The sequence below is a fragment of the Wenyingzhuangia sp. IMCC45467 genome, assembly GCF_054111205.1.
Genome location: NZ_CM134196.1, coordinates 3,234,212 through 3,259,850, shown reverse-complemented (window position 1 = coordinate 3,259,850; position 25,639 = coordinate 3,234,212). Strand labels below are relative to the sequence as shown.

At 31.7% G+C, this 25,639-nt stretch carries 24 protein-coding genes and 1 tRNA gene; 13 read left to right on the top strand and 12 right to left on the bottom strand.

Translation table 11 applies throughout. The annotated features are described in order from the left end of the window. Genes ACXGQT_RS13860 through ACXGQT_RS13845 form a run of 4 tightly spaced genes read left to right on the top strand, consistent with a single transcriptional unit; the run spans position 1 to position 2,373 of the window. A complete protein-coding gene (locus ACXGQT_RS13860) occupies positions 1–828 on the top strand; it encodes a phosphatidate cytidylyltransferase (RefSeq protein ID WP_457829176.1) in 828 nt (275 codons plus the stop codon). A 4-nt stretch (positions 829–832) separates the two neighbouring features. Beyond that, entirely contained in the window at positions 833–1,486 is a 654-nt protein-coding gene (locus ACXGQT_RS13855; RefSeq protein ID WP_457829175.1) for a phosphatidylserine decarboxylase family protein, read from the top strand. 12 nt (positions 1,487–1,498) lie between these two features. After that, the gene (locus ACXGQT_RS13850) at positions 1,499–1,777 is read left to right on the top strand and encodes an acyl-CoA-binding protein (protein ID WP_457829174.1); all 279 of its coding nucleotides are present in this window, start codon (positions 1,499–1,501) and stop codon (positions 1,775–1,777) included. Beyond that, on the top strand, positions 1,774–2,373 hold the full coding sequence (locus ACXGQT_RS13845; protein WP_457829173.1) for a YceI family protein: 600 nt from the start codon (positions 1,774–1,776) through the stop codon (positions 2,371–2,373). The genes ACXGQT_RS13850 and ACXGQT_RS13845 overlap by 4 nt, the downstream gene beginning before the upstream one ends. Positions 2,374–2,424: 51 nt before the next feature. Here ACXGQT_RS13845 and ACXGQT_RS13840 read toward each other — a convergent pair whose 3' ends face one another. Continuing rightward, a complete protein-coding gene (locus tag ACXGQT_RS13840) occupies positions 2,425–3,246 on the bottom strand; it encodes a hypothetical protein (protein ID WP_457829172.1) in 822 nt (273 codons plus the stop codon). A gap of 120 nt (positions 3,247–3,366) precedes the next feature. On the opposite strand from ACXGQT_RS13840, the gene gcvP reads away from it, so the two are divergent. The 7 genes from gcvP (at position 3,367) to ACXGQT_RS13805 (ending at position 13,178) form a co-directional block, all read left to right on the top strand. Then, positions 3,367–6,216, top strand: a complete 2,850-nt coding sequence (gcvP, locus tag ACXGQT_RS13835) for an aminomethyl-transferring glycine dehydrogenase (protein ID WP_457829171.1) — start codon at positions 3,367–3,369, stop codon at positions 6,214–6,216. Positions 6,217–6,591: 375 nt separating this feature from the next. Beyond that, positions 6,592–7,590: a pyruvate dehydrogenase (acetyl-transferring) E1 component subunit alpha gene (gene pdhA, locus ACXGQT_RS13830; protein WP_457829170.1), complete on the top strand. Its 999-nt coding sequence runs from the start codon at positions 6,592–6,594 to the stop codon at positions 7,588–7,590. 16 nt (positions 7,591–7,606) lie between these two features. Then, complete coding sequence (locus ACXGQT_RS13825; RefSeq protein ID WP_457829169.1) at positions 7,607–9,229, top strand: 2-oxo acid dehydrogenase subunit E2; 1,623 nt, start codon at positions 7,607–7,609, stop codon at positions 9,227–9,229. A 154-nt stretch (positions 9,230–9,383) separates the two neighbouring features. Continuing rightward, entirely contained in the window at positions 9,384–10,394 is a 1,011-nt protein-coding gene (locus tag ACXGQT_RS13820) for a TlpA family protein disulfide reductase (protein ID WP_457829168.1), read from the top strand. A 138-nt stretch (positions 10,395–10,532) separates the two neighbouring features. Continuing rightward, complete coding sequence (fumC, locus tag ACXGQT_RS13815; RefSeq protein ID WP_457829167.1) at positions 10,533–11,930, top strand: class II fumarate hydratase; 1,398 nt, start codon at positions 10,533–10,535, stop codon at positions 11,928–11,930. 145 nt (positions 11,931–12,075) lie between these two features. Then, on the top strand, positions 12,076–12,525 hold the full coding sequence (locus ACXGQT_RS13810; protein ID WP_457829166.1) for a YhcH/YjgK/YiaL family protein: 450 nt from the start codon (positions 12,076–12,078) through the stop codon (positions 12,523–12,525). An 86-nt stretch (positions 12,526–12,611) separates the two neighbouring features. After that, a complete protein-coding gene (locus tag ACXGQT_RS13805) occupies positions 12,612–13,178 on the top strand; it encodes a pentapeptide repeat-containing protein (RefSeq protein ID WP_457829165.1) in 567 nt (188 codons plus the stop codon). Positions 13,179–13,192: 14 nt separating this feature from the next. Here ACXGQT_RS13805 and ACXGQT_RS13800 read toward each other — a convergent pair whose 3' ends face one another. The 11 genes from ACXGQT_RS13800 to ACXGQT_RS13750 all read right to left on the bottom strand — a co-directional run bounded on the left by ACXGQT_RS13800 (position 13,193) and on the right by ACXGQT_RS13750 (position 23,600). Further along, entirely contained in the window at positions 13,193–13,621 is a 429-nt protein-coding gene (locus tag ACXGQT_RS13800; protein ID WP_457829164.1) for an MgtC/SapB family protein, read from the bottom strand. A gap of 30 nt (positions 13,622–13,651) precedes the next feature. Then, a complete protein-coding gene (locus ACXGQT_RS13795) occupies positions 13,652–14,224 on the bottom strand; it encodes a pseudouridine synthase (protein WP_457829163.1) in 573 nt (190 codons plus the stop codon). A gap of 15 nt (positions 14,225–14,239) precedes the next feature. Further along, positions 14,240–14,581 (bottom strand): arsenate reductase (glutaredoxin), encoded by a 342-nt coding sequence (gene arsC / locus ACXGQT_RS13790; protein ID WP_457829162.1) that lies wholly within the window; start codon positions 14,579–14,581, stop codon positions 14,240–14,242. Positions 14,582–14,638: 57 nt separating this feature from the next. Further along, positions 14,639–15,745 (bottom strand): peptide chain release factor 2, encoded by a 1,107-nt coding sequence (gene prfB, locus ACXGQT_RS13785; RefSeq protein WP_457829161.1) that lies wholly within the window; start codon positions 15,743–15,745, stop codon positions 14,639–14,641. A gap of 84 nt (positions 15,746–15,829) precedes the next feature. Beyond that, a complete protein-coding gene (locus ACXGQT_RS13780) occupies positions 15,830–17,980 on the bottom strand; it encodes a peptidylprolyl isomerase (protein ID WP_457829160.1) in 2,151 nt (716 codons plus the stop codon). Between the two features lie 90 nt (positions 17,981–18,070). Further along, positions 18,071–19,336 (bottom strand): hemolysin family protein, encoded by a 1,266-nt coding sequence (locus tag ACXGQT_RS13775; protein ID WP_457829159.1) that lies wholly within the window; start codon positions 19,334–19,336, stop codon positions 18,071–18,073. A 6-nt stretch (positions 19,337–19,342) separates the two neighbouring features. Continuing rightward, the gene (locus ACXGQT_RS13770; RefSeq protein ID WP_457829158.1) at positions 19,343–19,528 is read right to left on the bottom strand and encodes a hypothetical protein; all 186 of its coding nucleotides are present in this window, start codon (positions 19,526–19,528) and stop codon (positions 19,343–19,345) included. Position 19,529: 1 nt separating this feature from the next. Next, complete coding sequence (gene lptC, locus ACXGQT_RS13765; RefSeq protein WP_457829157.1) at positions 19,530–20,111, bottom strand: LPS export ABC transporter periplasmic protein LptC; 582 nt, start codon at positions 20,109–20,111, stop codon at positions 19,530–19,532. Positions 20,112–20,241: 130 nt separating this feature from the next. Continuing rightward, positions 20,242–21,597, bottom strand: a complete 1,356-nt coding sequence (locus tag ACXGQT_RS13760; RefSeq protein WP_457829156.1) for a tetratricopeptide repeat protein — start codon at positions 21,595–21,597, stop codon at positions 20,242–20,244. A gap of 19 nt (positions 21,598–21,616) precedes the next feature. Continuing rightward, positions 21,617–22,876: a hypothetical protein gene (locus ACXGQT_RS13755; protein ID WP_457829155.1), complete on the bottom strand. Its 1,260-nt coding sequence runs from the start codon at positions 22,874–22,876 to the stop codon at positions 21,617–21,619. Continuing rightward, the gene (locus ACXGQT_RS13750; RefSeq protein WP_457829154.1) at positions 22,857–23,600 is read right to left on the bottom strand and encodes a type III pantothenate kinase; all 744 of its coding nucleotides are present in this window, start codon (positions 23,598–23,600) and stop codon (positions 22,857–22,859) included. Before ACXGQT_RS13750 ends, ACXGQT_RS13755 begins: the two co-directional genes overlap by 20 nt. Positions 23,601–23,700: 100 nt before the next feature. Here ACXGQT_RS13750 and ACXGQT_RS13745 point away from each other — a divergent pair. Both ACXGQT_RS13745 and ACXGQT_RS13740 read left to right on the top strand, forming a co-directional pair. After that, positions 23,701–23,773 (top strand) — tRNA-Phe (locus ACXGQT_RS13745). Positions 23,774–23,972: 199 nt separating this feature from the next. Further along, entirely contained in the window at positions 23,973–25,559 is a 1,587-nt protein-coding gene (locus ACXGQT_RS13740) for a choice-of-anchor I family protein (protein WP_457829153.1), read from the top strand. Positions 25,560–25,639 lie beyond the last annotated feature (80 nt).

The window sequence follows — 25,639 nt, the reverse complement described above, 5'->3', positions numbered from 1 at the left end:
ATGCTGCAAAGAGCTTTTTCAGGAATTATTTTTGTTACCATATTAGTAGCTGCAACTTTGTATAGCAGCCTTACTTTTTACATTTTATTTTTCTTTTTTATGCTAGTTGCTATTCATGAATTTCAAAAATTAAGCAATTACAAAACTCCCTTCTTTAATATTTTAGGAATCTTTACCTTTTTATTATCTGCAGGAAGCATAACTATTTTAAAAGCACATTTTAATTTAAGTGACTCCATTGCAATCCCCGAAACCAACTCAGCTTTTATATACGTACTACTATTTATAGCATTTTTAATTGTATTATTTAAAAGAGTTAACAAATCTCCATTTATGGATTTAGGAATAGTCTTTTTAACTTACTTATATGCTATATTTCCTTTTACAATTATACTAGCCATTCCATTTTGTAACGATACAAACACGTATGAGGGAACCACCTTTTTAGGATGCATAATATTAGTTTGGTCTACAGATACCTTTGCCTATTTAACAGGTAAAAGCATTGGAAAAACAAAATTATTTGAAAGAATCTCTCCTAACAAAACCATTGAAGGCTCTGTAGGAGGTATGCTTTTTACATTAATTACAGCTAGTATTTTATCTGTATATTTTACACAATTTTCTCTACCAGAGTGGCTTGGATTAAGCCTAGTTATTAGTATTTTTGGTAGCCTTGGAGATTTGGTAGAATCTATGTTTAAACGTGCTGCAAACATTAAAGATAGCGGGAATTTAATTCCTGGACACGGAGGTGTTTTAGATCGTTTTGACAGTCTGCTTTTTGCCTCTCCATTTATATACTTTTACTTACAACTAATTTCATAAAACTATGTTTCACAAAGAAGGAAAAATTATCATTATAGCAACTTTAATCTTAGCTTTAATAGGTACAGATTTAACTTATTTTTTATTAGAGGATTTGCCTTGGCTTCAATATTTTATTTATGCTGTTTTATTATTCTTTGTAGTTATCATACTACAGTTTTTTAGAAACCCTAAAAGAAAAACCAAAGTATCCGAAAATCATGTAGTAGCACCTGTTGATGGCAAGGTTGTTGTAATAGAAGAAGTGTACGAACCTGAATATTTTAAAGACAAAAGATTACAGGTTTCCATTTTTATGAGCCCTATTAATGTACATGTTACAAGATATGGCTTAAGTGGATTGGTAAAATACAGCAAATATCACCCTGGAAAATATTTAGTTGCATGGCACCCAAAAGCATCTACAGAAAATGAACGTACTACTGTAGTCGTTGAAAATACAACTTTTGGAGAAGTGTTGTATAGACAAATTGCAGGAGCACTAGCAAAAAGAATTGTGAACTATGCTGTTGAAGGTACAGAAGTTTTACAAGGAACAGATGCTGGTTTTATTAAATTTGGATCAAGGGTAGATTTGTTTTTACCATTAAATTCTAAAATTAACGTATCTTTAAATCAGAAAGTAAAAGGTGCAGAAGATGTAATCGCATCTTTATAATTTTTATAATTTATGAGTAACGATTCTTTATTAAAAGAGAGATTTAACAAAGCGGTAAAGTTAGCGTTAGAAATGGAAACACTTCCGCCCGATATCATGTTAGAGTTCTACGCATATTACAAACAAGCTACCAAAGGTGATGATTTTAGCTTTAATGCCAATCAGGAACAAGATCTTAGAAGCTCTTTTAAGTATAATGCATGGATGCAACTAAGAGGTATTTCTCCAAAACAAGCACAAAAAGAATATATTAAACTCGTTGAAAAATATACAAACCAAAAGATAACATGAAAAAAGTAGCACTTATTTTATTAGCAGTTATAACGTTAACTGCATGTAAAACATCAAAAAAAGAAAAAGATAAAAATACAGAGACAACCGCTTTTCAATTAGATACCGAAACTGTAGTTGTTAACTGGACAGGTTACAAATTCACCAGTAAAAAAGGAGTTAATGGACAAATGCAAACTGTTAACATTAACAACAACCAATCTGGAGAAAACATTGACGAAGCTTTAAACGGAATAGAATTTTCTATTCCTGTAAGTAGTATTTTTAGTAATGATGACATTAGAGACAATAAGCTAAAAACATTGTTTTTTGGAGTGATGGACAATACAGAAATGCTTTCTGGTACTGTTACCAAAACAAACAACAATACTGGTATTATTTCTTTAACTATGAACAACGAAACGCATGACTTACCTTTTACCTTAAACGTTCAAAACAGAACAGCTTATTTAAAGGCTACTTTAGACTTAAAAACTTGGCATGCTGAAAAAGCATTAGCTTCTTTACACGCTGCTTGTGAATTGTTACACACCGGTGAAGATGGTATTAGTAAAACATGGGACACAGTTGACTTAGATGTTGTTTTAAATTTTTAAACAAACACTACATATAAAATAAAAAAGCACCTATTTAGGTGCTTTTTTATTTTATATAATTAGAAGTATATAATACAATATAGGAACACCTTCAACCCAAAAAGAAGCATAATACTTAGACTGTTCCTCTCTAGAGAAAATCAACAAACCAAATAAAACCAAAACTACTATTAAAAATGGCATAAAACCAAACCACTCAAAAACACAATAATGTAAAACCAAAGAAAAAATTAACAAAAAACTTCCTAAAACCTTAACTCCTTTCACCCCCATAAGCATGGGTAAAGTTCTAATACTCTTTTCATCAAAAGCCAAATCTCTAATATCAAAAGGAAGCGTTAATACCACTACAAAAAACATCAATCCTAAAAAATATAATAAGTGATTAACATCAAAAGCAATAACTGATGTTATAGGAAAAAAAACAACTGTTCCTGCCCACACCAAAGCAATTACAAAAATTTTTATCCCTGGAATAAAACGAATAGAATGCCTTACTCCATTTTTACCAATAAAACTATAAGCATACAACAAAGTCAAAACTACAAAAGGAAAAAAATGTAAAAACTGAATCATTTTCAACTGTAAAAACTCATATACACCAACAAACATAGCCACACCTATCATTACATATATAATTCCTCTGTGCTCATTACTAAAAACATCTAACAAATGTTTTTTACCATATTTATGCCTATTTAAAAAACGAATTAAATGATATGAAACAAAAGTCGCACACATTAACAATAAGGCTTCATGACTTACTTCTACTCCAAACAAATAACCAACACTCAACACCAAACAAGCCACAGCAATAGACACGTGTAAATTACTATATACATAAAATTGAAAAAGGACTTTTAAAAATTTCATCGTTTCATCATACTTATCAACAATACCAACCAAATTTGGTTAAAACATTTGACAATAGAACAAAAATAAAACTTTTATTATCCGTATTTTTGTGGCTTCAAAATAATTATTTTTCCGTTTATGAAAACAGATGTTTTTGCGCAAAGACACATAGGTTCTAACCAAGAGGAACAAGCTGAAATGCTTAAAGCTATCAATGTAAATTCTATTGATGAGTTAATAAAAAAAACAGTTCCTAAAGATATTCTTTTACAGAATGAACTACAGTTAGCCCCTGCTTTAAGTGAACATGAATACATGGATCACATTCAAAAATTATCTGTTAAAAATAAATTATTTAAAAACTATATTGGATTAGGATATCATCCAACTATTACTCCTGGTGTAATTCAACGTAATATTTTAGAAAACCCAGGGTGGTACACAGCTTACACTCCTTATCAGGCAGAAATTGCACAAGGTAGATTAGAAGCTTTATTAAATTTCCAAACCATGGTTACAGATTTAACTGGAATGGAAATTGCCAATGCTTCTTTATTAGACGAGGGAACTGCTGCTGCCGAAGCTATGATTTTACTTTTTAATACCAGAAGTAGAAATCAAAAGAAAAAAAATGCATTACAATTTTTTGTTTCTAAAAACGTATTACCTCAAACTATTGATGTTTTAATATCTAGAGCAACTCCTTTAAATATTGATTTGATTATTGGAAATCATGAAACTTTTGAGTTTTCCGAAAATGTTTTTGGTGGTTTGGTACAATATCCTGGAAAAAACGGAAAAGTAGTTGATTATACAGACTTTGTAAAGAAAGCAAACGAAAAAGAAGTTAGAATTGCTGTAGCTGCAGATTTATTAAGCTTAACTTTATTAACTCCTCCTGGTGAATGGGGAGCCGATGTAGTTGTAGGAACCACACAACGTTTTGGAATTCCAATGGGGTACGGTGGACCACACGCTGCTTATTTTGCTACAAAAGAAGAATATAAAAGATCTATACCTGGTAGAATAATTGGAGTTACTAAAGACATTGATGGAAATCGTGCTTTACGGATGGCTTTACAAACTCGTGAGCAACACATTAAAAGAGAAAAAGCCACTTCTAATATTTGTACTGCACAAGTTTTATTAGCTGTAATGGCTGGAATGTATACTGTTTTTCACGGTCCTAAAGGATTAAAATATATTGCTAATAAAGTTTTAAATCACACTTATACATTACACAAAACATTAACAGATTTAGGTTTTGAACAAGTAAACAAAGTGTTTTTTGATACTTTAAATGTAACAGTACCTTCTGCAAGTAAAGTCAAAGAAATTGCTGAATTACTACATGTAAACTTCTTATACAATTCAGAAAACTCTATAACTATTGCCATTAATGAAACTACAAACCTAGATGACATTAATGAAATTGTTAGAATTCTAACCAAAGCCACAGACAAAAACTTTACTCAAATTCATAAATTATTAGAAGTTGATGTAAAACCTGAGTTTAAAAGAACTTCAGAATTTTTAACCAATCCTGTATTTAACACTCATCATTCTGAAACAGCAATGATGCGTTATATTAAAAAATTAGAGCGTAAAGATTTATCATTAAACCACTCCATGATATCTTTAGGTTCTTGTACCATGAAATTAAATGCAGCTTCTGAAATGTTACCTTTAAGTTGGCCTAACTGGGGGAACATTCACCCATTTGTTCCTGTTGACCAAGCCCAAGGTTATCAAGAAGTTTTAAAAGGTTTAGAAAATGATTTAAACGAAATTACAGGATTCTATGCCACCTCTTTGCAACCAAACTCTGGTGCACAAGGAGAATATGCTGGATTGTTAGCTATTAAAGCTTATCATGAATCTAGAGGAGATGACCACAGAAATATCTGTTTAATTCCTTCATCAGCTCACGGAACCAATCCTGCATCAGCAGTGATGGCCGGAATGAAAGTAGTAGTAACCAAAGCGACTGACGAAGGAAACATAGATTTTGAAGACTTAAAAGAAAAAACACTATTACACAAAGACAATTTATCTTGTTTAATGGTTACCTATCCATCAACTCATGGTGTTTTTGAAAGTGGAATTAAAGAAATCACTCAATTAATTCATGATAATGGTGGACAAGTATATATGGATGGTGCTAATATGAATGCCCAAGTTGGATTGACAAATCCTGCTACCATTGGTGCTGATGTATGTCATTTAAACCTGCACAAAACATTCGCCATTCCTCACGGTGGTGGTGGTCCTGGAGTAGGACCTATTTGTGTGGTAGAACACCTTGCACCTTTCTTACCATCAAACCCAGTAATAAAAACAGGTGGAAAAAATGCCATTAAAGCGATTTCTTCTGCCCCTTGGGGATCTGCATTGGTTTGTTTAATTTCTTATGGATACATAAAAATGTTAGGGGCAAAAGGATTAAAATCGGCTACCGAAAATGCCATTTTAAATGCCAATTACATCAAAACAAAGTTAGAAGCAGAATACAACATTTTGTACTCTGGAGAAAACGGATTCTGTGCGCATGAAATGATTGTTGATTTTAGAAGCTTTAAAGCCAAAGGAATTGAAGTTGTTGATGTTGCCAAACGTTTAATGGATTATGGTTTTCATGCACCAACAGTATCTTTCCCTGTAGCAGGAACCTTAATGATTGAGCCTACTGAAAGTGAAAACAAAGAGGAATTAGATACATTTATCAATGCCTTATTAAGCATCAAAGCAGAAATTGATGAACAAGATTTTCATGATGAAAATTCTGTATTAAAAAATGCTCCTCATACCCAACAAATGCTAACAAGTGATGAGTGGAAATTTAGCTACTCTAGACAAAAAGCTGCTTATCCTCTAGAAAGTATTTCTGACAACAAATTTTGGCCTACAGTTCGTAGAGTTGATGATGCATATGGTGATAGAAATTTGGTTTGTTCATGTGAACCAATTGAAAGCTATATTGAAGCATAAATAACATATAAAAAAGTTAAAACCATAAAATCTCTATCCAATTAAAAAGGATAGAGATTTTTTATTTAGAACTTGTTTTTTTAGAAAAAAACAAAAATTTATTTTACCGATATTCAACACTTAAAAAAACACAAAAACAAACAGTTAAAAAACTAAAATACAACACTTTATCAAAAAACACTTTTACACCTCCCACGAAATTCAACCTTTTGTTTTTTAAAACCTTGTAAAATCTTACTAAACAGGCAATAAAAAAGTGATAATAGATGTTTATTACTTAGCTATAATGTCTTATTTTTGCTCCTATTCTATAAATATAAAGTTTAATTTACGTATAAATACGTAGATTGTTTTATTATAAATTAAAAACAAATCATGAAAGAAATCACCAAAGAAACCTATATCAACTGGTATAAGGACATGCTTTTCTGGAGAAAATTCGAAGACAAATTGGCTGCTGTTTACATCCAACAAAAAGTTAGAGGATTCTTGCACTTGTACAACGGTCAGGAAGCTATTTTAGCAGGATGTTTACATGTGATGGAATTAGGAGGTAAGGATAAAATGATTACTGCTTACCGTAACCACGTACAACCAATTGGTATGGGAGTAGATCCTAAAAGAGTAATGGCCGAATTATACGGAAAAGCTACAGGTACTTCTCATGGTATGGGAGGTTCTATGCACATTTTCTCTAAAGAACATGGTTTTTATGGAGGTCATGGTATTGTAGGGGGACAAATTCCTTTAGGTGCTGGTATGGCTTTTGGCGACAAATACCACAATACAGGTGGGGTTACTATTTGTTGTTTTGGTGATGGTGCTGCTCGTCAAGGTTCTTTACATGAAACTTTTAACATGGCAATGCTTTGGAAATTACCTGTAGTATTTATTGTAGAAAACAATGGATATGCAATGGGAACTTCTGTAGAGCGTACTGCAAACCATCAAGATATTTGGAAGTTAGGTTTAGGTTACGAAATGCCTTGTGGACCTGTAGATGCTATGAATCCTATTAAAGTTGCTGAAGCAATGGATGAAGCAATGGACAGAGCTCGTAGAGGTGATGGACCAACTTTCTTAGAAATGAAAACTTATCGTTATAGAGGTCACTCAATGTCAGATGCTCAACACTATCGTACTAAGGAAGAAGTTGAAGAGTACAAAAAAATAGACCCTATTACGCAAGTATTAGATATTATTAAAAAAGAAGAATATTTAACTGAAGATGAAATCAAACAGATTGAAAAAGACGTTAAATCTAAGGTAGCTGAATGTGAGAAATTTGCCGAAGAATCTCCATATCCAGAAAAGCAACAATTATACGATATGGTATATGAGCAAGAAAACTACCCATTTGTAAAACATAAATAATACCAGACAATAAATTATGGCTACTATAATTAACATGCCACGTTTGAGTGATACGATGACTGAAGGAACCGTAGCTCAATGGCTTAAAAACGTTGGAGACAAAATTGAAGAAGGTGACATTTTAGCAGAAATCGAAACTGATAAAGCTACTATGGAGTTCGAATCTTTTAACGAAGGAACTTTATTACACATCGGTTTAGAGGCTGGTGAAACTGCACCTGTAGATAGCTTATTAGCTATTATTGGTGAAGAAGGTGAAGATATTTCTGGATTATTAAACGGAGGATCTTCTGAAGCACCTGCAACAGAAGAAGCACCAAAAGAAGAAGCTACTCCTGCTGCTGAAGAAACTGCAATTCCTGATGGAGTAACTGTTGTTACAATGCCTCGTTTAAGTGATACCATGACAGATGGTACTGTAGCATCATGGTTAAAACAAGTTGGAGACAAAGTTGAAGAAGGTGATATTTTAGCAGAAATTGAAACGGATAAAGCAACAATGGAGTTCGAGTCTTTTAACGAAGGAACTCTTTTATATGTTGGATTACAAGAAGGAGAAACTGCTCCTGTAGATAGTTTATTAGCTATTATTGGTGAAGCTGGAACTGATGTTTCTGCTGTAGCTGCTAATTTTGGAAAAGCAAGCACTCCTGCACCAAAAGCTGCTCCTGCTGAAGAAACTCCAAAAACTAATACTCCTGCTCCTGCAAAAGCAGAAGCTCCTAAGGCATCTGCTCCTACCGCTACTAAAAAAGTAAGTGCAATTAATTCCGAAAACGGAAGAATTGTTGCTTCTCCTTTAGCTAAAGCTTTGGCTGAAGAAAAAGGAATCAACTTAGCAAAAGTTGTAGGTACTGGTGAAGGTGGAAGAATTGTTAAAGTAGATATTGAGAATTATGTTCCTGCTACCGAAGCTGCTCCTGCACCAAAAGCTGTTGCTGCTGCTCCTGCTGGAGAAATTAGCCAAAGAGAAGAGAAAAACTCAAACATGCGTAAAGCAATTGCTAGAGCTTTAGACAAATCTCAAACCGAAAATGTAAACTTTACGATTAGTTTAGATGTAGACATGGACAATGCTATGGCTTCTCGTAAACAAATTAATGAGTTACCTGATACAAAAGTTTCTTTCAACGATTTAGTGGTTAAGGCTTCTGCTATGGCATTGAGAAAACACCCACAAATCAATACAGAATGGACTGTTGAAAAAACAATCTATAACGAACATATTGCTATAGGTGTTGCTGTAGCTATTGAAGATGGTTTAGTAGTTCCTGTAATTCCTTTTACAGATACTAAGAGTTTAACTCAAATTGGTGCTGAAGTAAAAGACTTAGCTATTAAAGCTAAAAACAAAAAATTAACTCCTGCAGAAATGTCTGGAAGTACTTTTACAGTATCTAACTTAGGAATGTTTGGTGTAGACAACTTTACATCAATTATTAACCAACCTAACTCAGCTATTTTATCAGTAGGTGGTATCAAACAAAAACCTGTTGTTAAAAATGGAGAAATTGTTGTAGGAAATGTAATGAACCTAACATTGTCTTGTGACCACAGAACTATTGATGGTGCTGTTGGTGCTGCTTTCTTAAATACTTTAAAACAGTATATTGAAAACCCTGTTACAATGATTGCTTAAGCAATAAACAAAACATATTTCTAAAAGCACCTTTGTATTTTACAGAGGTGTTTTTTTTTATCTTAGATTTGTGAAAAATTATAAACATTTTTACAAACGTTGGCTTAATATATGCTACCTTTTGTAAAATAGTCATCTAACAGAATTATAAAAAATGAACCATTTTAAAAAAATATTCATTGCTAGTATTGCCTTATTAGCAATGGCTTGTAACAATACACCAAAGCAGTCAAGCATTTCAGGAGAAATTAAAAACTTACCTAAAGAAGTTACCGAAGTTATTTTAAAAACCCCAACGCAGATAAAAAAAATTAAAATAGAAAACGGAACTTTTAAAGACACCATTAATATAGAGGATCAATTTTGTTTTATACAAATTGGACCATTTCAAAAAACACTTTTTCTAGATACAGAAACCCAATTAAGAATTAACTTAGATGCCAATAATTACGACAGTTCTTTAACATACTCTGGTAAAGGAAAAAGAGCCAATGAGTATTTAAAAAAGAGAGAGGTTTATACTCAAAAAATATTTGAACAAATAGATAGTATTAATAGTTTAGAACCTGAATCTTTTAAAGATTTTAAATTAAATATGGTTAGTGATATAGAAGCCCTATTTAAAAATTATGCTGATATCAATCCTTATGTCATCAAAACAGAAAAAGAAAATTTAGGCTTTTTTGTAAAAAATTTAGAACAACAATACAATGCTATTAACGGATTAGATGGCTCTTTAAAAAAAGGAGATCTCTCTCCTGAATTTAACAATTACGAAAACTACAAAGGAGGAAAAACTTCTTTAAAGGATTTACGTGGTTATTATGTTTACATTGATATCTGGGCAACTTGGTGTGGTCCTTGCAAAGTTGAAATTCCTTATTTGAAAGAACTAGAAGGAAAGTTTCACAAAAAAAACATCAAGTTTGTTAGTATTTCGGTAGACAATCAAAATGCAAAAGACACTTGGAAAAAAATGATTCAAGAAAAAGAAATGGGAGGAATTCAATTATTTGCGAATGGAGACCAAGAATTTACAAGTGCATATAATGTTACTGGTATTCCTCGTTTTATATTGTTAGATACCCAAGGTAAAGTAATCTCTGCAAATGCCCCTAGACCTTCTAGCAATGAAATCAACAACTTATTAAGAAGTTTACCATAAACATAGATGTTAAAATACTGCAACATTTATAAAAATTTGTGTAATGTTGTGGAAATTAAATAAGTTTTAGTATCAAATTTTTAAATAAAAAAGCAATCAACTTATATTTGATGGCTTAGAGAATAAAATAAAAAACCAATGAAATATCGTATAGAAAAAGATACTATGGGAGAGGTACAAGTACCTGCTGACAAGTATTGGGGAGCACAAACAGAAAGATCTAGAAACAACTTTAAAATTGGTCCTGCTGCAAGTATGCCTTTAGAAATAGTTTACGGATTTGCCTATTTAAAAAAAGCTGCTGCACACGCAAACTGTGATTTAGGAGTTTTACCAGAAAACAAAAGAGATTTAATTTCTGCTGTTTGTGATGAAATATTAGCCGGTAAACACGATGACCAATTTCCATTAGTAGTATGGCAAACAGGTTCTGGAACACAGTCTAACATGAATTCTAATGAAGTTATTGCAAACCGTGCTCAAGAATTAGCAGGTGGTGTCATTGGAGAAGGTGAAAAGGCTATTCAACCTAACGATGATGTAAACAAATCTCAATCTTCTAACGATACTTTCCCTACAGGAATGCACATTGCTGCTTACAAAGTAATCATAGAAAACACCATTCCTGGAGTAGAAAAATTACGTGATACTTTACAAGCTAAATCAAAAGCTTTTAAAGATGTGGTAAAAATTGGAAGAACCCATTTAATGGATGCAACTCCATTGACTATAGGTCAAGAATTTTCTGGATATGTGTCTCAATTAAACCACGGTTTAAAAGCATTAAAAAACACCTTAGCCCATTTAGCTGAATTAGCATTGGGAGGAACAGCTGTAGGTACAGGTTTAAACACCCCGGCTGGTTATGATGTTTTGGTTGCTAAAAAAATTGCTGAATTTACAGGTTTACCATTTGTAACTGCTGAAAATAAATTTGAAGCTTTAGCCGCTCATGATGCGTTTGTAGAAACACATGGTGCTCTAAAGCAAATTGCTGTTTCTTTAAACAAAATAGCTAATGATATTCGTTTAATGGCTTCTGGACCACGTTCTGGAATTGGAGAATTAATTATTCCTGCCAACGAGCCAGGTTCTTCTATTATGCCAGGAAAAGTAAACCCTACTCAATGTGAAGCTATTACTATGGTAGCTGCCCAAGTAATGGGGAACGATGTTGCCATTGGGGTGGGTGGATTACAAGGTCACTACGAATTAAACGTATTTAAACCTGTAATGGCTAAAAACCTAATTGAGTCTGCTCGTTTAATTGGAGATGCTTGTGTATCTTTTGATGAACACTGTGCTCAAGGTATTGAACCAAACTATCCTGTTATAGAAAAGTTATTAAACAACTCTTTAATGTTGGTAACTGCCTTAAATACTAAAATAGGATATTACAAAGCTGCTGAAATAGCAAACACAGCCCACGCAAACGGAACAACTTTAAAAGAAGAAGCGGTACGTTTAGGACATGTAACTCCAGAACAATATGACGAATGGGTAAAACCAGAAGACATGATTGGTTCTTTAAAATAAAAAGAAACTCCTTATATCTTAAACCGCTGCAATATTTTAGTAGCGGTTTTTTTTATATAATAAAACCTAAAATTAAATATTCATATATCTAAGACTATTTAATTATCTTGTTATGACTGAAAAAGAAATTTAAAACTGAACTAAAATGATTATAGACAAACTAGAAAACCACAAACTATACAAAAACCTTAGCGATAGAATTGCTATGGCCTTTGATTACATTATTCAAACAGATTTAATAAATACACCCATCGGTACTTATGAAATTGATGATGATAAAGTTTTTGCTATTGTAATGGAATACATAACAAAAGATACTGACGAAGCAAAACCAGAAGGTCATCACAAACACATAGATTTACAGTATATTATTTCTGGTACAGAACATGTTGGCGTTACAACTTTAACAAATCAACAGCCTATTAGCCAAGACAGTGAGAAAGATTTAGACTTTTACAATACTCCTTCTTCTTTAGTTAAGTTTGATACTGGTACTTTTATGATTTTTTATCCTGATGATTTACATATGCCAAGTGTACATATTGATACTCCTGAAAAAGTAAAAAAAGTAGTGGTAAAAATTAAAATCAATTAATTCCAACAACAAAATAATTACATTTTAATTTTTTATAATCGATTATAGCCCCTATTTTTAACGCTTGTCAATTAAAAAAAAGTTAAATGGAATACTTTGAAGAAGAGATTTTTGAACAAATAGATTACACAAGAACTTCTATAAAAACAGGAGAATACGAAGAATGCACTTTTATAAATTGTAACTTTTCTGACTGTGATTTGTCTGGAATTGAATTTACCAATTGTGAGTTTAAAGATTGTAATTTAAGTAATGTTAGATTAAATAAAACCGTACTACAAGAAGTGGTTTTTAAAGATTGTAAAATGATTGGAATTCTGTTTGAAGCTTGTAATCCTTTTGGTCTTTCTTTTCAATTTCACCATTGCTCCCTAAATCATAGCTCTTTCTATAAACAAAAATTAAAGAAAACCATTTTTAAAAATACGTTATTACAAAATGTAGATTTTACAGAATGTGACTTATCTTTTTCTTTATTTGATGATTGTGATTTTACAAAGGCTAAATTTGAACGTACCAATTTAGAAAAAGTAAATTTTAAAACTTCTAAAAATTACATCATCGATCCTGAAAACAACAATATTAAAAAAGCAGTATTCTCACTAGAAAACATTCAAGGCTTATTACACAAACACAATATTGTAATTGATTAATTGGTTAAAAAAAACTAAACGTCTTTTCTTTTTTTTAACCAATTATCAATGGATTGTATGCTAATATTCACAATTAAAACCAAAAGGGTACAAATCAACGTTTCTATATAAAAACCTGTAGCAGCAACACAACCAATGGCAGCACTACACCATATAGTCGCTGCAGAAGTTAATCCATGTACATTGGTACCTTCTCTAAAAATAACTCCAGCTCCTAAAAAACCAACACCTGTAACAACTTGAGCTACAATCCTAGTAACATCAACATCTTCGTTTAATTCAGAAAACTTAACTGATAATAAAACAAATATAGCTGAGCCTGCCGCCACCAACATATTAGTTTTTAACCCTGCTGATTTATGTCTCCATTGTCTTTCAAAACCTATGCAAAGTCCTGCTACAAGTGCAACAATCAACCTTATGATAAAATCTTTTAACTCCATATAACTAAAGATAAGAATTTTTAAATTTGATTAAATCAAAAAGGAATCTACTTTTAAAATTCCAGTTTCACCAATCTGAGATAGCTGCATCTTGCCTACTCTAACTCTAATCAATCTTAAAACAGGAAAACCAACGGCTGAACACATTTTTCTGACTTGCCTAAACTTTCCTTCTCTTAAGGTTATAGAAACCCAAGAAGTAGGCCCATGCCTATCATCTCTAATTTTTTTAGCTCTGTGTGGGAGTTTATTTGGAGTACTTATAGAGTTTACCTTAGCAGGTTTTGTTGTATAATCTTGTCCGTTTACACTTATAACAATACCATTTTTAAGTAGTTCTAAAGCATCCGAAGTAATAAGACCATCAACTTGTGCGTAATATTCTTTTTCTACCTTATTAGATCTAATTCTTTCGCTCTCGCTACCATCTGTAGTCAATAATAACAAACCCTCACTAGGCTCATCTAAACGACCTATAGCCATGGTTCCTTCTGGAACAGAATACAAATCGCCTAAGTACTTTTTTTTATGTGCTAACTTTTCGCCACTTGTAAATTGAGATAAGTAACCATATGGCTTATGAATGATAAAATGATGATGCACGTGTAAAGTATTAAATTATAAAACCTCTTCTATTTTTTCAGTAGGTCTAGCCACTACGGCTTTTCCTTTGTTAGAAACAATAGGACGTTCAATCAATTTTGGAAAATCTACCATTGCTTGAATAATTTCTTGATTAGATAATTCTTTTCCTTTAAAATCAGTTTTCCAAACAGCTTCATTTTTACGAACCAATGCTATTGGAGAAATTCCCAATTCAGCAATTACTTCACTTAGGGTTTCAAAAGTAAATGTTTCATCTAAGTACTTTATCACATCAAAATCTACTTTTTTTTCTTCTAAAAAAGCAACACCTTGTCTACTCTTAGTACATCTTGGGTTGTGGTATATTTTTATCATTTGATATTGTTTTATTAAGTTCTCAACTTCACTCGAACACCTATATATTATCTAAAATTACAATTCATCTTTTTGTTCGGGCTGTCCAGCCATCATTAAATATGATTTTAAGAAACCGTCTATATCACCATTCATTACTGCATCAACATTTCCTGTTTCGTGAGACGTTCTTACATCTTTTACCAATTTATATGGATGCATAACGTAGTTACGAATTTGAGAACCAAAATCAATTTTCATTTTATTGGCTTCAATTTCATTTCTAGCAGCCATTTTCTTTTGTAGCTCTAACTCATACAGTTGAGATTTTAACAACTGCATTGCCTTTGTCTTATTATCTAATTGAGAACGAGTTTCTGAGTTTTCAATAATAATTCCTGTAGGGTGATGACGTAAGCGAACAGCAGTTTCTACCTTGTTAACATTTTGTCCACCAGCTCCACTAGCTCTCATAGTTTCAAAACTATATTCAGAAGGATCAATTTTAATTTCTATAGAATCATCTACCAAAGGATATACATATACTGATGCAAAAGATGTATGGCGTTTGGCATTGCTATCAAAAGGGGAAATACGTACTAAGCGATGTACTCCGTTCTCTCCTTTTAGATATCCAAATGCAAATTCACCCTCAATTTCAATAGTAACTGTTTTTATTCCAGCAGTATCTCCATCTTGCAGGTTTAGTTCTTTTATTTTAAACCCTTGTTTATTAGACCACATGGAATACATACGTAACAACATTGCTGCCCAATCACAACTTTCGGTTCCTCCTGCTCCTGCTGTTATTTGTAACACAGCACTCATTTCATCTCCTTCTTCCGAAAGCATGTTTCTAAACTCGATGTCTTCTATTAAAGTAATTGTTTCTTTTTCTAAACTATTAACTTCGTCCTCTGTAGCTTCACCTTCTTTATAAAACTCAAGTGTTACCCCTAAATCTTCTACATTGGTGTTTGCTTTGTTATAATCATCAACCCATTTTTTTAAGCCTCTTAATACTTTCATGTGAGCTTCGGCTTGTTTAGGGTTGTTCCAAAAATCTGGTGCTAGAGATTTTTCTTCTTGATTGGCAATTTCAATCAATTTTTTATCTATCTCTAAATATTTTTTTAGCTTGGCAACTCTATCTGCCAGCTTTTGTAGTTGTTCTTGAGTAATCATAATTACAAAGGTAAGAAACGTTGATCTTGAGTACAAAAAAAGAGGCTTTAAAGCCTCTTTTTTATTTGTTTATAATCTTATGGATTAGTAACGTGAAGCTCTATAATCTTCTATAGTTGCATCTTCTTTTAATCCGTTGTATAATTGACTAGATACTGATGATTTTACAATGTTATTTACTGTTTTTGTACTTACTTTACTTGCATCAGCTTCAGGAATAGTTACAGATTTGTTTACCACTGCAAACACTCCTTTGTTACCTACAATGTTACTTACAAGAGTTCCTGTTTTACTAACAGCTGCTGCACTTACAATACCAGGCTCAATTCCAACTCCAGGAATGGTTGGAGCTCCTAAGGTTACATTGCTAAAATTTTCTACTTTAACATTGTTAGCTTTAGCAATAGCTTCTAAACTATCAGCATCCATTTTTTCTTCTAAAATTTCTGCTTTCTTTTGTTTAATTAAAATAGGTTCCACTTGACTAAAAGCATTTGTTGCAGACATCAATCCTTTTTCTTGCTTGTTTGTTAACATAACAACCGCATATCCTTTTTCATCTAAATCAAAACGATTGGTTGCTTTAATTTCTGTTTCTTCATCAAAAGCCCATTTTACAATTCTTCTGTTTTCTCCAACAGAACCAACATAAACATCTAAAGCTTTTAATCCGTTAACAGGACTTACTGCATATCCTTTCTCTTTGGCAATAGTTTCAAAATCTCCACCATTTCTTAAATCATTTGCAAAAGTTTCTGCTTGTTCAAAAACCTTATTTTCTGTTTTTTCTGAAGCTTGAATTTGTCTAGAAATAGTAGCTAATTTGTATGCTTTGCTAAAGTTTTTTTGATCTTCTACTTTAATGATATGGAAACCATATGCCGTTTTAACAATTCCTATAGAACCTTTTTTGCTTTCAAAACAATAGTCTCTAAACTCTGGTACCATAGCTCTGTAACCAAACCATCCTAATTCTCCTTGCTTTGCAGCTGATCCTGGATCTGAAGAATAATTTTCAGCAATAGTTCCGAATTTTTTAGACGATTTTGACACAACAGTCAATAAACTGTCTGCTAATTTTTGTGCATCTGCCAAAGTTCTTGTTACTGTTGGTTGTGCACCTTGAGCACCAATAAAATTAATTAAGATGTGACTTGCTTGAACTGAATCTGGAATTTGTTGAACATCTAAGACTTTAGAAATTTTATAGTAGGAAGAAAACTTATATGGTCCTACAACATCACCTACAGATGCGTTTTTAATATCTTCTTTAGCAACAGTTGGTAATTCATCCTCAAACTGAAATCTATCAACCAAAGGTAAATCTGAAGCACTTTCTTCAGCAAACAATTTTGCGTTTTCAGTATTTTTAAATCCTTTTACTAATTCTGTAGATTTAGAAATTTTATTAGACTCTTCTTTATCTTCAATTAATGTAGCCAAACTATGTTTAATTTCTTCTTCATCTTCTGGAGAAGCAGTAAAAGAAAATTTTACCAATTTTAAACCTCTTGTAGCTTCAGTTTGATATAAACTTGCATGTTCATTAATATAATCAGCAACATCATCTTTACTTACTTTTACATCAGTATTAGCTATTGATGAAAAAGGTAAATACACGTAATCTGCACTTACACTAGTATTATTTAAGACATAATCATTAACTGCTTCAGCTTCTGTAACCCCTACACCAACATTAACTAATGAGTTGTATGCCTGAGTTAATAAGTTTTGTTTGATGGCTTTTTCATAACTCAACCAACCTTGTAAATATTGTTTTCCTTGCTCTGAAGTATCAGCATCTAAACCTGCAATATATGCTTTTAACAAATCTTCGTTAAAATTTCCATCTTTATCTTTGAACTGTGGAGAGTTTACCACTTCGTTACTAGAAATAATAGCTTGCCATATTTCACCTTCACCAATTACAACTCCTGCTTGTGCTAATTTGGTTTCATATATTTTTTCTCTAACCATTTGATCCCAGACCATATTTTCTACAGTAAGGGCTCCGTATGCAGATGCATTTCTGTTTTGAGCTTTATAATTTTCAACTCTTGTTACAAACTCTCTGTTAGAAATATCCGTATCATTAACTTTTCCAATAACATCTGCGTTGTTGCTACTAAAAAAATCAATAATATTTTTAGGACTTACTACGAATGAAAACATCGCTAATCCAATAACGATGATTAAAAACCCTGAGCGATCTCTGATTTTTGATAATATTGCCATTTCTATATATGTAATTTTTTGATTGTCCGCTAAAATACAATTTCAATTGAAATCAGGAAATAAAAAGACTATTTTTAAAGAAAAAAACAATTACTCCTCGGAATAATTAGATTTTAAGTAAACTTCCTCTATTCTAGCGTTATTAACTTGTATTATTTTGATGAAAAATCCATCAATATTAAACTCTTCTCCCAATTGAGGAATATCTTCTATTTTTTCTATAATATACCCTCCTAAGGTTTCGTAAGATTCAGACTCTGGTATATTCAAACCATATGTTTCATTTAAATAATCTACCTCTAGCCTTCCTGAAAACTCAAATTCATTTTCGTCTAATCTTTTATCTATCAAAGCTATTTTATCGTGTTCATCTTCAATTTCACCAAACAACTCTTCAATAATATCTTCAACGGTAATAACTCCTGAAGTTCCTCCGTATTCATCTATCACCACCGCTATGCTTTTGCGTTTTTTCATCATAATGTTTAATACTTCATTAATCATCATAGATTCTGGAATATACTCTACGGGTAATAATATTGATTTGATGGTTTTAGGCATTTTAAACATTTCATATGCATGCACATAACCTACAATATCATCAAAAGATGTTTTATAGATTAATATTTTAGAAAAACCAGTATCTACAAAACGTTGCTTTAACTTACTTACTCTATCGTGAATTTCAATGGCTTCAATATCTGTTCTTGGCACCATTATTTCTCGTGCTTTTACAGAATTAAAACTCAACGCATTTTGAAAAATCTGAATTTCAGAATCAATTTCATCATCGTCTTTTTTACCTGTTTCTAATTGTTTATCTATATAATGTCCTAATTCCTCTTTACTAAACTCTGTATCTTGCTCATCTTGATCAGTTCCAAAAAACAATTTTAACAAACCATTAGATATTTGCTCTATAAACCCTGAAATAAGATGAAACAACAAATAAAAAAAATATGCCGGTAAAGCAAACACAATTAATGTTTCATTGGCATAAACTCTAAATATTGCTTTGGGTAAAAATTCTGCTGTAATTAAAATTACCAAAGTAGAAATAATAGTTTGTAGTAACAGCAATGTAAAATCGTTCATGTCTTGTGGAAATAAAGACACTAGTTTTTTACCCATATAAAAACTGTAAACAACCAATGCAATATTATTCCCCACCAACATGGTAGTAATAAACTTTGATGATTTTTCTGTTAATTTTGTTAACAGTCTAGAGGTTAATCCTTCTTTTTTCTTTTCTAAAGCAACTTGTAGTTTGTTTGATGAAACAAAAGCTATTTCTAAACCTGAAAAAAAGGCAGATAAAAGAATTGAGATAATAATAATGAGGACTTCTAAATCCATATATTTTTATTTTTCTGTACGTTTTTGTCTAAATCTACGCTTAAAAATAAACATAAAAAAAGCAAGAGCAGACATTAAAATAGAAACAATTGCTTTTTGTCTATCTGTATTCCAATTGGCAAATACTTCTACTAAAAAGACAATTCCCACCAATAAATATCCCCATTCAATAATTTTTGTAAACTTGTGCATTTTATTCTTCTTTTTGATCTACGATAAAATCGCCTTTTGTATTATTTAATATCCAATTACTTAAATCACTTTTAGACTCAAAACCAACACCAGTTAAAGTGTCTTTTTCTGTATAGATTGTAAACGGGCTTTTTGAAAAATAGTATCCTTCTTTTTGATCCCAATACATTTGATCTGTATTTAAAGTCACACTATCGTGATGATTAATTACAATAACGTTTCCTATAATTTCAGAAATTCTGGTTTTATCATAACTAATTGCATAATCTCCAATAGTGGTTACAGAATCTCTTGTTATTCTATCTATCTTAACAATTTTAACTCCTTTTGGAAACTCATAATAAGGGTTTAACTTTCTGTTGGTAAAATCCCAGTATAGAGGTGCTTTCATTCTAGTAGTAATGATTCCAGAATCTTTGTATACATAATTCACATTTTCTGTAACACCAATAGGCAAATTTTTATCTGCTAAAAAATCGTTAATTTCTTTTGATGAGTTTTTACAACTTGCTAAAATCAATAAAACAACAATTATTTTACTGAGGGATTTAATAATAAAAACAAAATTAATTTTCTTACTCATGTCTTTTATTAACTATTACAAATATAGGATTATAAATTCTAATGTAAACCATTACAAACAATCCTTTACCGTATAAAAAAAGCCAAAGATTAAATCTTTGGCTTTTTATTTTTTCCTACTATAACATTAATTATGGAACTCTTACAGTTTCACCAATCCAACATTTAATAGTATATGAATCTCCAGATTTTAATCCCAATTCATTGTTAAACACTAATTTTTTACTTGGTTCATTCGCTGCATAAGCTTGTGCTAATTTTGATGCATAAACTCCTATACTAGGATCTGCTTTACTAGCTTTTAATGCATAGGTTTTTGCCGCTACATATACCATACGCTTTTCAAATTCATCACTACCACAGTTGTTTACTGCATCGGCATATAAAGTTGCAATCATTGTATAAGCTCTACCATAGTTTGGTTTTGCTGCAATGGCTTTTTTAGCATAAGAAACTGCTTTTGATAACTGACCTCTTTTTCTAAAAATATCAGCTACTTTATATAAGTTTTTAGCTTTTTTTGATGGATCATTTTCCTGAGAAATGGCTTTATCAAAGAAAGAAATTGCTTTTTCTGTTTCTCCTTTATCCATTAACAATCCTGCATATAATACTGATGCTTCTGGAGATGGATCTATTTCTTGATATTGTTCTACCAAACTAGCGTATAAAGGATCTTCTGTACAATCCTTTTTAAACATACGGTTGATAGCTCTTGTTACCCAAACTTTATCTGTTTTGTTTGTTTTAAACTCTTCGGTATACAATGGAATTAAATATTCACAAGTAGAAATTTCTTCCATTTTTTGATCTAAAATAGCTTCCACTTGACCTAAAGCTTTAGAGTTTACAGTATAAGCATGTAATTTTCTCTTTTCCGAAGAAATTAAAGTTTGTCCTTCTTCTTCCTTAGCTTTTAATTTTTGAATATTATCTAAATACCCTTCTACTTTAGCATTAATAGCTTCCACAGTAACATCATAAGTTGTAAATACATACTGTAAGTTTGTATCTTTATTTTTTTCCATTACCGTAGTAAAATAACTAATAATTGAACCCACTCCTAACTTAGTAGGGTCTATTTTAAAGGCTATTTCATAGTGTTTAAAAATTTCTTCTTTATCAGCACCTGTTTCTTCTAAAAAATCTGCATAATCACTATGTGCTTTTGCTGGATCTTCATCAGGATAATTTTCAAATCTCTTTTCGTACATCTTTTTACCCAAAGTAGCAACCTCTGCTTTTTTCTCTGGAGCCTCTTTTAATACAGCATCTAATAAATTCCCTCCATATTTATATATGTTTGCTGTAAGTTTAGGACTATTTTCTAAACACCAGTTTAGATTTTTAAGTGCCGATTCGTAATTTTTTGTTTTAAAGTCTGTTTTTAACATGTTATAACGTAAAGCAGGATCATCCTGAGCATGAGCCGTAAACATGGTAACAGTTAATAAAATTGTAAAAAAGGTTAGTAGTCTTGTTTTCATTTTTTTAATTATTGATTATTTATCGTATTAATCTTTTTTCAAACCATTTGTCTGAAAGTGAAAAATTCACTCCAAAATTAATGTATTCTTCTTGATAATTATTTTTAGAGAAATCTCCTAATTTTCCAACTTCTAGAGTAAAGTTTGCATAAGAAATTCTCTTTCCTATTGGTAAACCTAGTCCAAAAGACATGCCAATATTTTTTAAACTTTCATTATTTAGTACTATTCCTGTGCTTTCATATTTAAATCCTGCTCTATAAACCACTCTATTAAAATAGTTTTTTAAAGCGTATTTTTTTGGAATTATGTACCCTCCTAAGCTTATTTTAGAACGAGATTCAAAACTAACAGGAATATCTGTATTATTTGTTTGATTGAATACATTTCCTGAATATTCTGTTGCTGCTTGATTTTCATATGAAACTCCAGCAAACCAATTATTAACAGTTCCTAAACCAACTCCTATAACGGACTTAAATTGATTTTCTTGTGTACCTGACAAACCAGAACTTACAGGAAGTGCAATCATACTAAAGGTATTTACATCTGATTGAATAGCTTCATAAAACCTAGCATTACCTGTAGCGGTAAGCTCATGTCCTAAAACTCCATAAGCACCTATTTGTCCTCTAACTTTTTCTGTTATACTTATTCTATATTGAGCTCCAATTTTAGTAGCCAAACCTTTAACATTATAAGTTTCATCATATACTGTAGATTTTTGTACATTTTTAAAAGCTTGTGTTTTTGTAATCTCACCAAAATACACGTTGGCTTGAGCCCCTAAAGAAAAATTCTTAAAAATCTCATATCCAATACCAGCATACACCTGATTTACTCCTCCACTTCCATGATTATAAAAATTATCAGTATCTACCTCAAACCCAACTGCAGAATGTATTCTTAATCCTAAACCAAAACCTCCTTTTACTCCTAAAGGAATACCAAATGATAAATTAGATAATGTAGTTTTAGAATTTTTAAAATTTGCATCTTGAGAGGTTACATTCGTGCTTTGAACTAAAAAAGCTCCACTAAATGATGTAAATTGTAAGTCCGACAACAATGCTGGATTGGCAAAAGTAGCCGCCTCATAATTATTATTACCTACTACTGATAGATCTCCTTGTGCTTTTTCTGCTATAGTTGCCTCTGAAAAAGTAGTTCCTAGTCCTATATTAGATAATAGGGATGAAACTTGTTGTTCTTGTGCTTTTGCCGACACAAAAAACAACGTGACTAATCCAACAACGATATTACTTAAGTTTTGCTTCATTTTTATTTTGATACGTTAGAACCGCATTTAATCCTTCTAACAAAAAATTAGGGTTGACAAATATGCTATTTTTTAATTGTTTACACAAGGAATTAGCATCTCCTCCCGTTAATATTATATTAACATCTTTAAATTTTTGTTGATAATGCGCAATAGCTCCATCAATCTCAAACACCATACCATTTAAAACGCCACTTTCCATAGATTGTTTTGTGGTTTTTCCAATAATTTCTACTGGACTTAACGGAATGTCTAAATCAGGAAGCTTTTTAGTGAAGGAATGCATACTCTTAAAACGCATTTTTAATCCTGGAGAAATAGCTCCACCTAAATACTCTCCTTGTTTATTAATAAAATCATAAGTAACACAAGTCCCTGCATCTATTACCAAAGAATTTTGATATGGAAATTTAGACCAAGCTCCTGTTACCAAAGCCATTCTATCTACCCCTAAAGTTTTTGGGGTTTCGTATAAATTTGTAAAAGGCAAAGAGGTTTCATGTGATAAAAACAACTTATTGGAAATAGACACCTCATCAATCACATCATTTACTTCATCTGTGACCGAAGATACTACCAAAGATTTAACACCATGTTTTCTTAACAAAACATCAATCACTTCTTTACAATCCTTGACATTAGTAATCACCAAATCAACCAACTGAACGTTTTTAAACACTGCTAGTTTTATTCTTGTATTTCCTTCATCAATAATTAAATTCATCACACCTATATTATAGACATCAAATATAGCAACATTTTTTTGTCAAAAAATTTGTAGAACTTTAAAAAGATTATATATTTGCAACCGCTAAGTTAAGCATGGTGCCTTAGCTCAGTTGGTAGAGCAAAGGACTGAAAATCCTTGTGTCCCTGGTTCGATTCCTGGAGGCACCACATTTAAAACCACAACTTAATTGTTGTGGTTTTTTGTTTTTATATACTTCTTTCTGTTTCAATCACATAAAATTAACATTAAAACATTCTACTAACATTTACTTAGTAACATAGTAACAATTCCTTTGTTATCTATTAACCTTTACTTGATCTTTAAACTGTTGTTTTGTTAACAATTTTAAACAAACAACTTTTAAAAATGAAAAAATTATTTAAACTATTATTTATCGGAATCCTTGGTACCTCAAGCATACTAACATCTTGTTCTGAAGATGGCCTTAATGGTATTGATGGTAAAGACGGAGTTGATGGTGTTAACGGTCAGGACGGTGAAAACGGACAAGACGGTCAGAATCCTATCAATATAAACCAACTAAGTTTTACTAAAATTGGAACTTTTACCAATGGTAATGATGAGGCATACTCAGAAATTTCGGCTTTTGACCCAACAACCAATAAATTATTTATTGTAAACCCAGAAGAAAACGAAATCTCTGTATTAGACTTAACCGATGCTACCGCTCCTAATAAACTAACTTCTATTTCTTTAACAGGAAGTCCTAACTCTGTTGCCGTTCATAATGGTATTTTAGCTGTTGCGGTTGAAAACAACAACAAACAAGCTAACGGTACTATTGAAACCTATAACACCGATACACAAGTATTAATAAAATCATATACGGCTGGAGCTTTACCCGATATGGTTACTTTTTCTCCTGATGGAAAATATATTTTATCAGCAAACGAAGGAGAACCTAACGATGACTACACTATAGACCCTGAAGGATCTATTACTGTTATTGAAATTGCTTCAGAAACTGTTACTCAAATAGATTTTACCTCACAATCAAATCCTGGTAATGGATTCAGAGTTTTTGGAAATAATGGAACAGCAACTCTACAAGAAGATATTGAACCAGAATACATAACTATTTCAAATGACTCTAAAACAGCCTACGTTGTATTACAAGAAAATAACGGAATGGCTGTTGTTGATTTAGAAACAAAAACAATTACAAATTTAGTAGGATTAGGTACTAAAAACTATAATATTTCTGGTAACGAAATAGATGCTTCTGATAGAGATGGAATTGCAGGAAATTTAAAAAGCTGGAATGTCTTAAGCTTTTATATGCCTGATGCTATTGACTATTTTACCACTAACGGAAACGGATATATTGTATCTGCTAACGAAGGTGATGCAAGAGACTACGATGGTTATTCTGAAGAAGAAAGAGTAAAAGATTTAGATTTAGATCCTGCTACATACCCTAATGCAGATTGGTTACAAGAAGACGAAAACTTAGGTCGCTTAAAAATCACAACAGCTAATGGTGATGAAAACAACGATGGTTTGTATGAACAAATCTACGGATATGGTGGTCGTTCTTTTTCTATATGGAATACTAGCGGACAATTGGTTTACGATTCAGGTTCTGAAATCTCTAGAAGAACACTAGCCCTTGCTCCATCAATTTTCAATCAAGATGAAGGAGATGCTGATGGAAGATCTGATGATAAAGGTGCAGAACCAGAAGCTGTAAAAACTTTAAATGTAGGAGATGAAATCATGTTATTTGTTGGTTTAGAAAGAACGAGTGGTATTCTTGTTTACAACATAACCAATCCTTTAAACCCAGAATTCATCACTTGGCTATATGATGCTAACGACATTGCTCCAGAAGGCTTAATTGTTGTTGATAAAGCAGATAGCCCTACAGGAAACTATTTAATGATTGCTACTCATGAAGTATCTAGCACCATTGCTATTTACGAAATAAAATAATCATCTTTAAAATAAGTAAAGACTTATCCTTATCGTGATTGGTCTTTACTTAATAACAATCAATAAAAAAGCTCTGTATT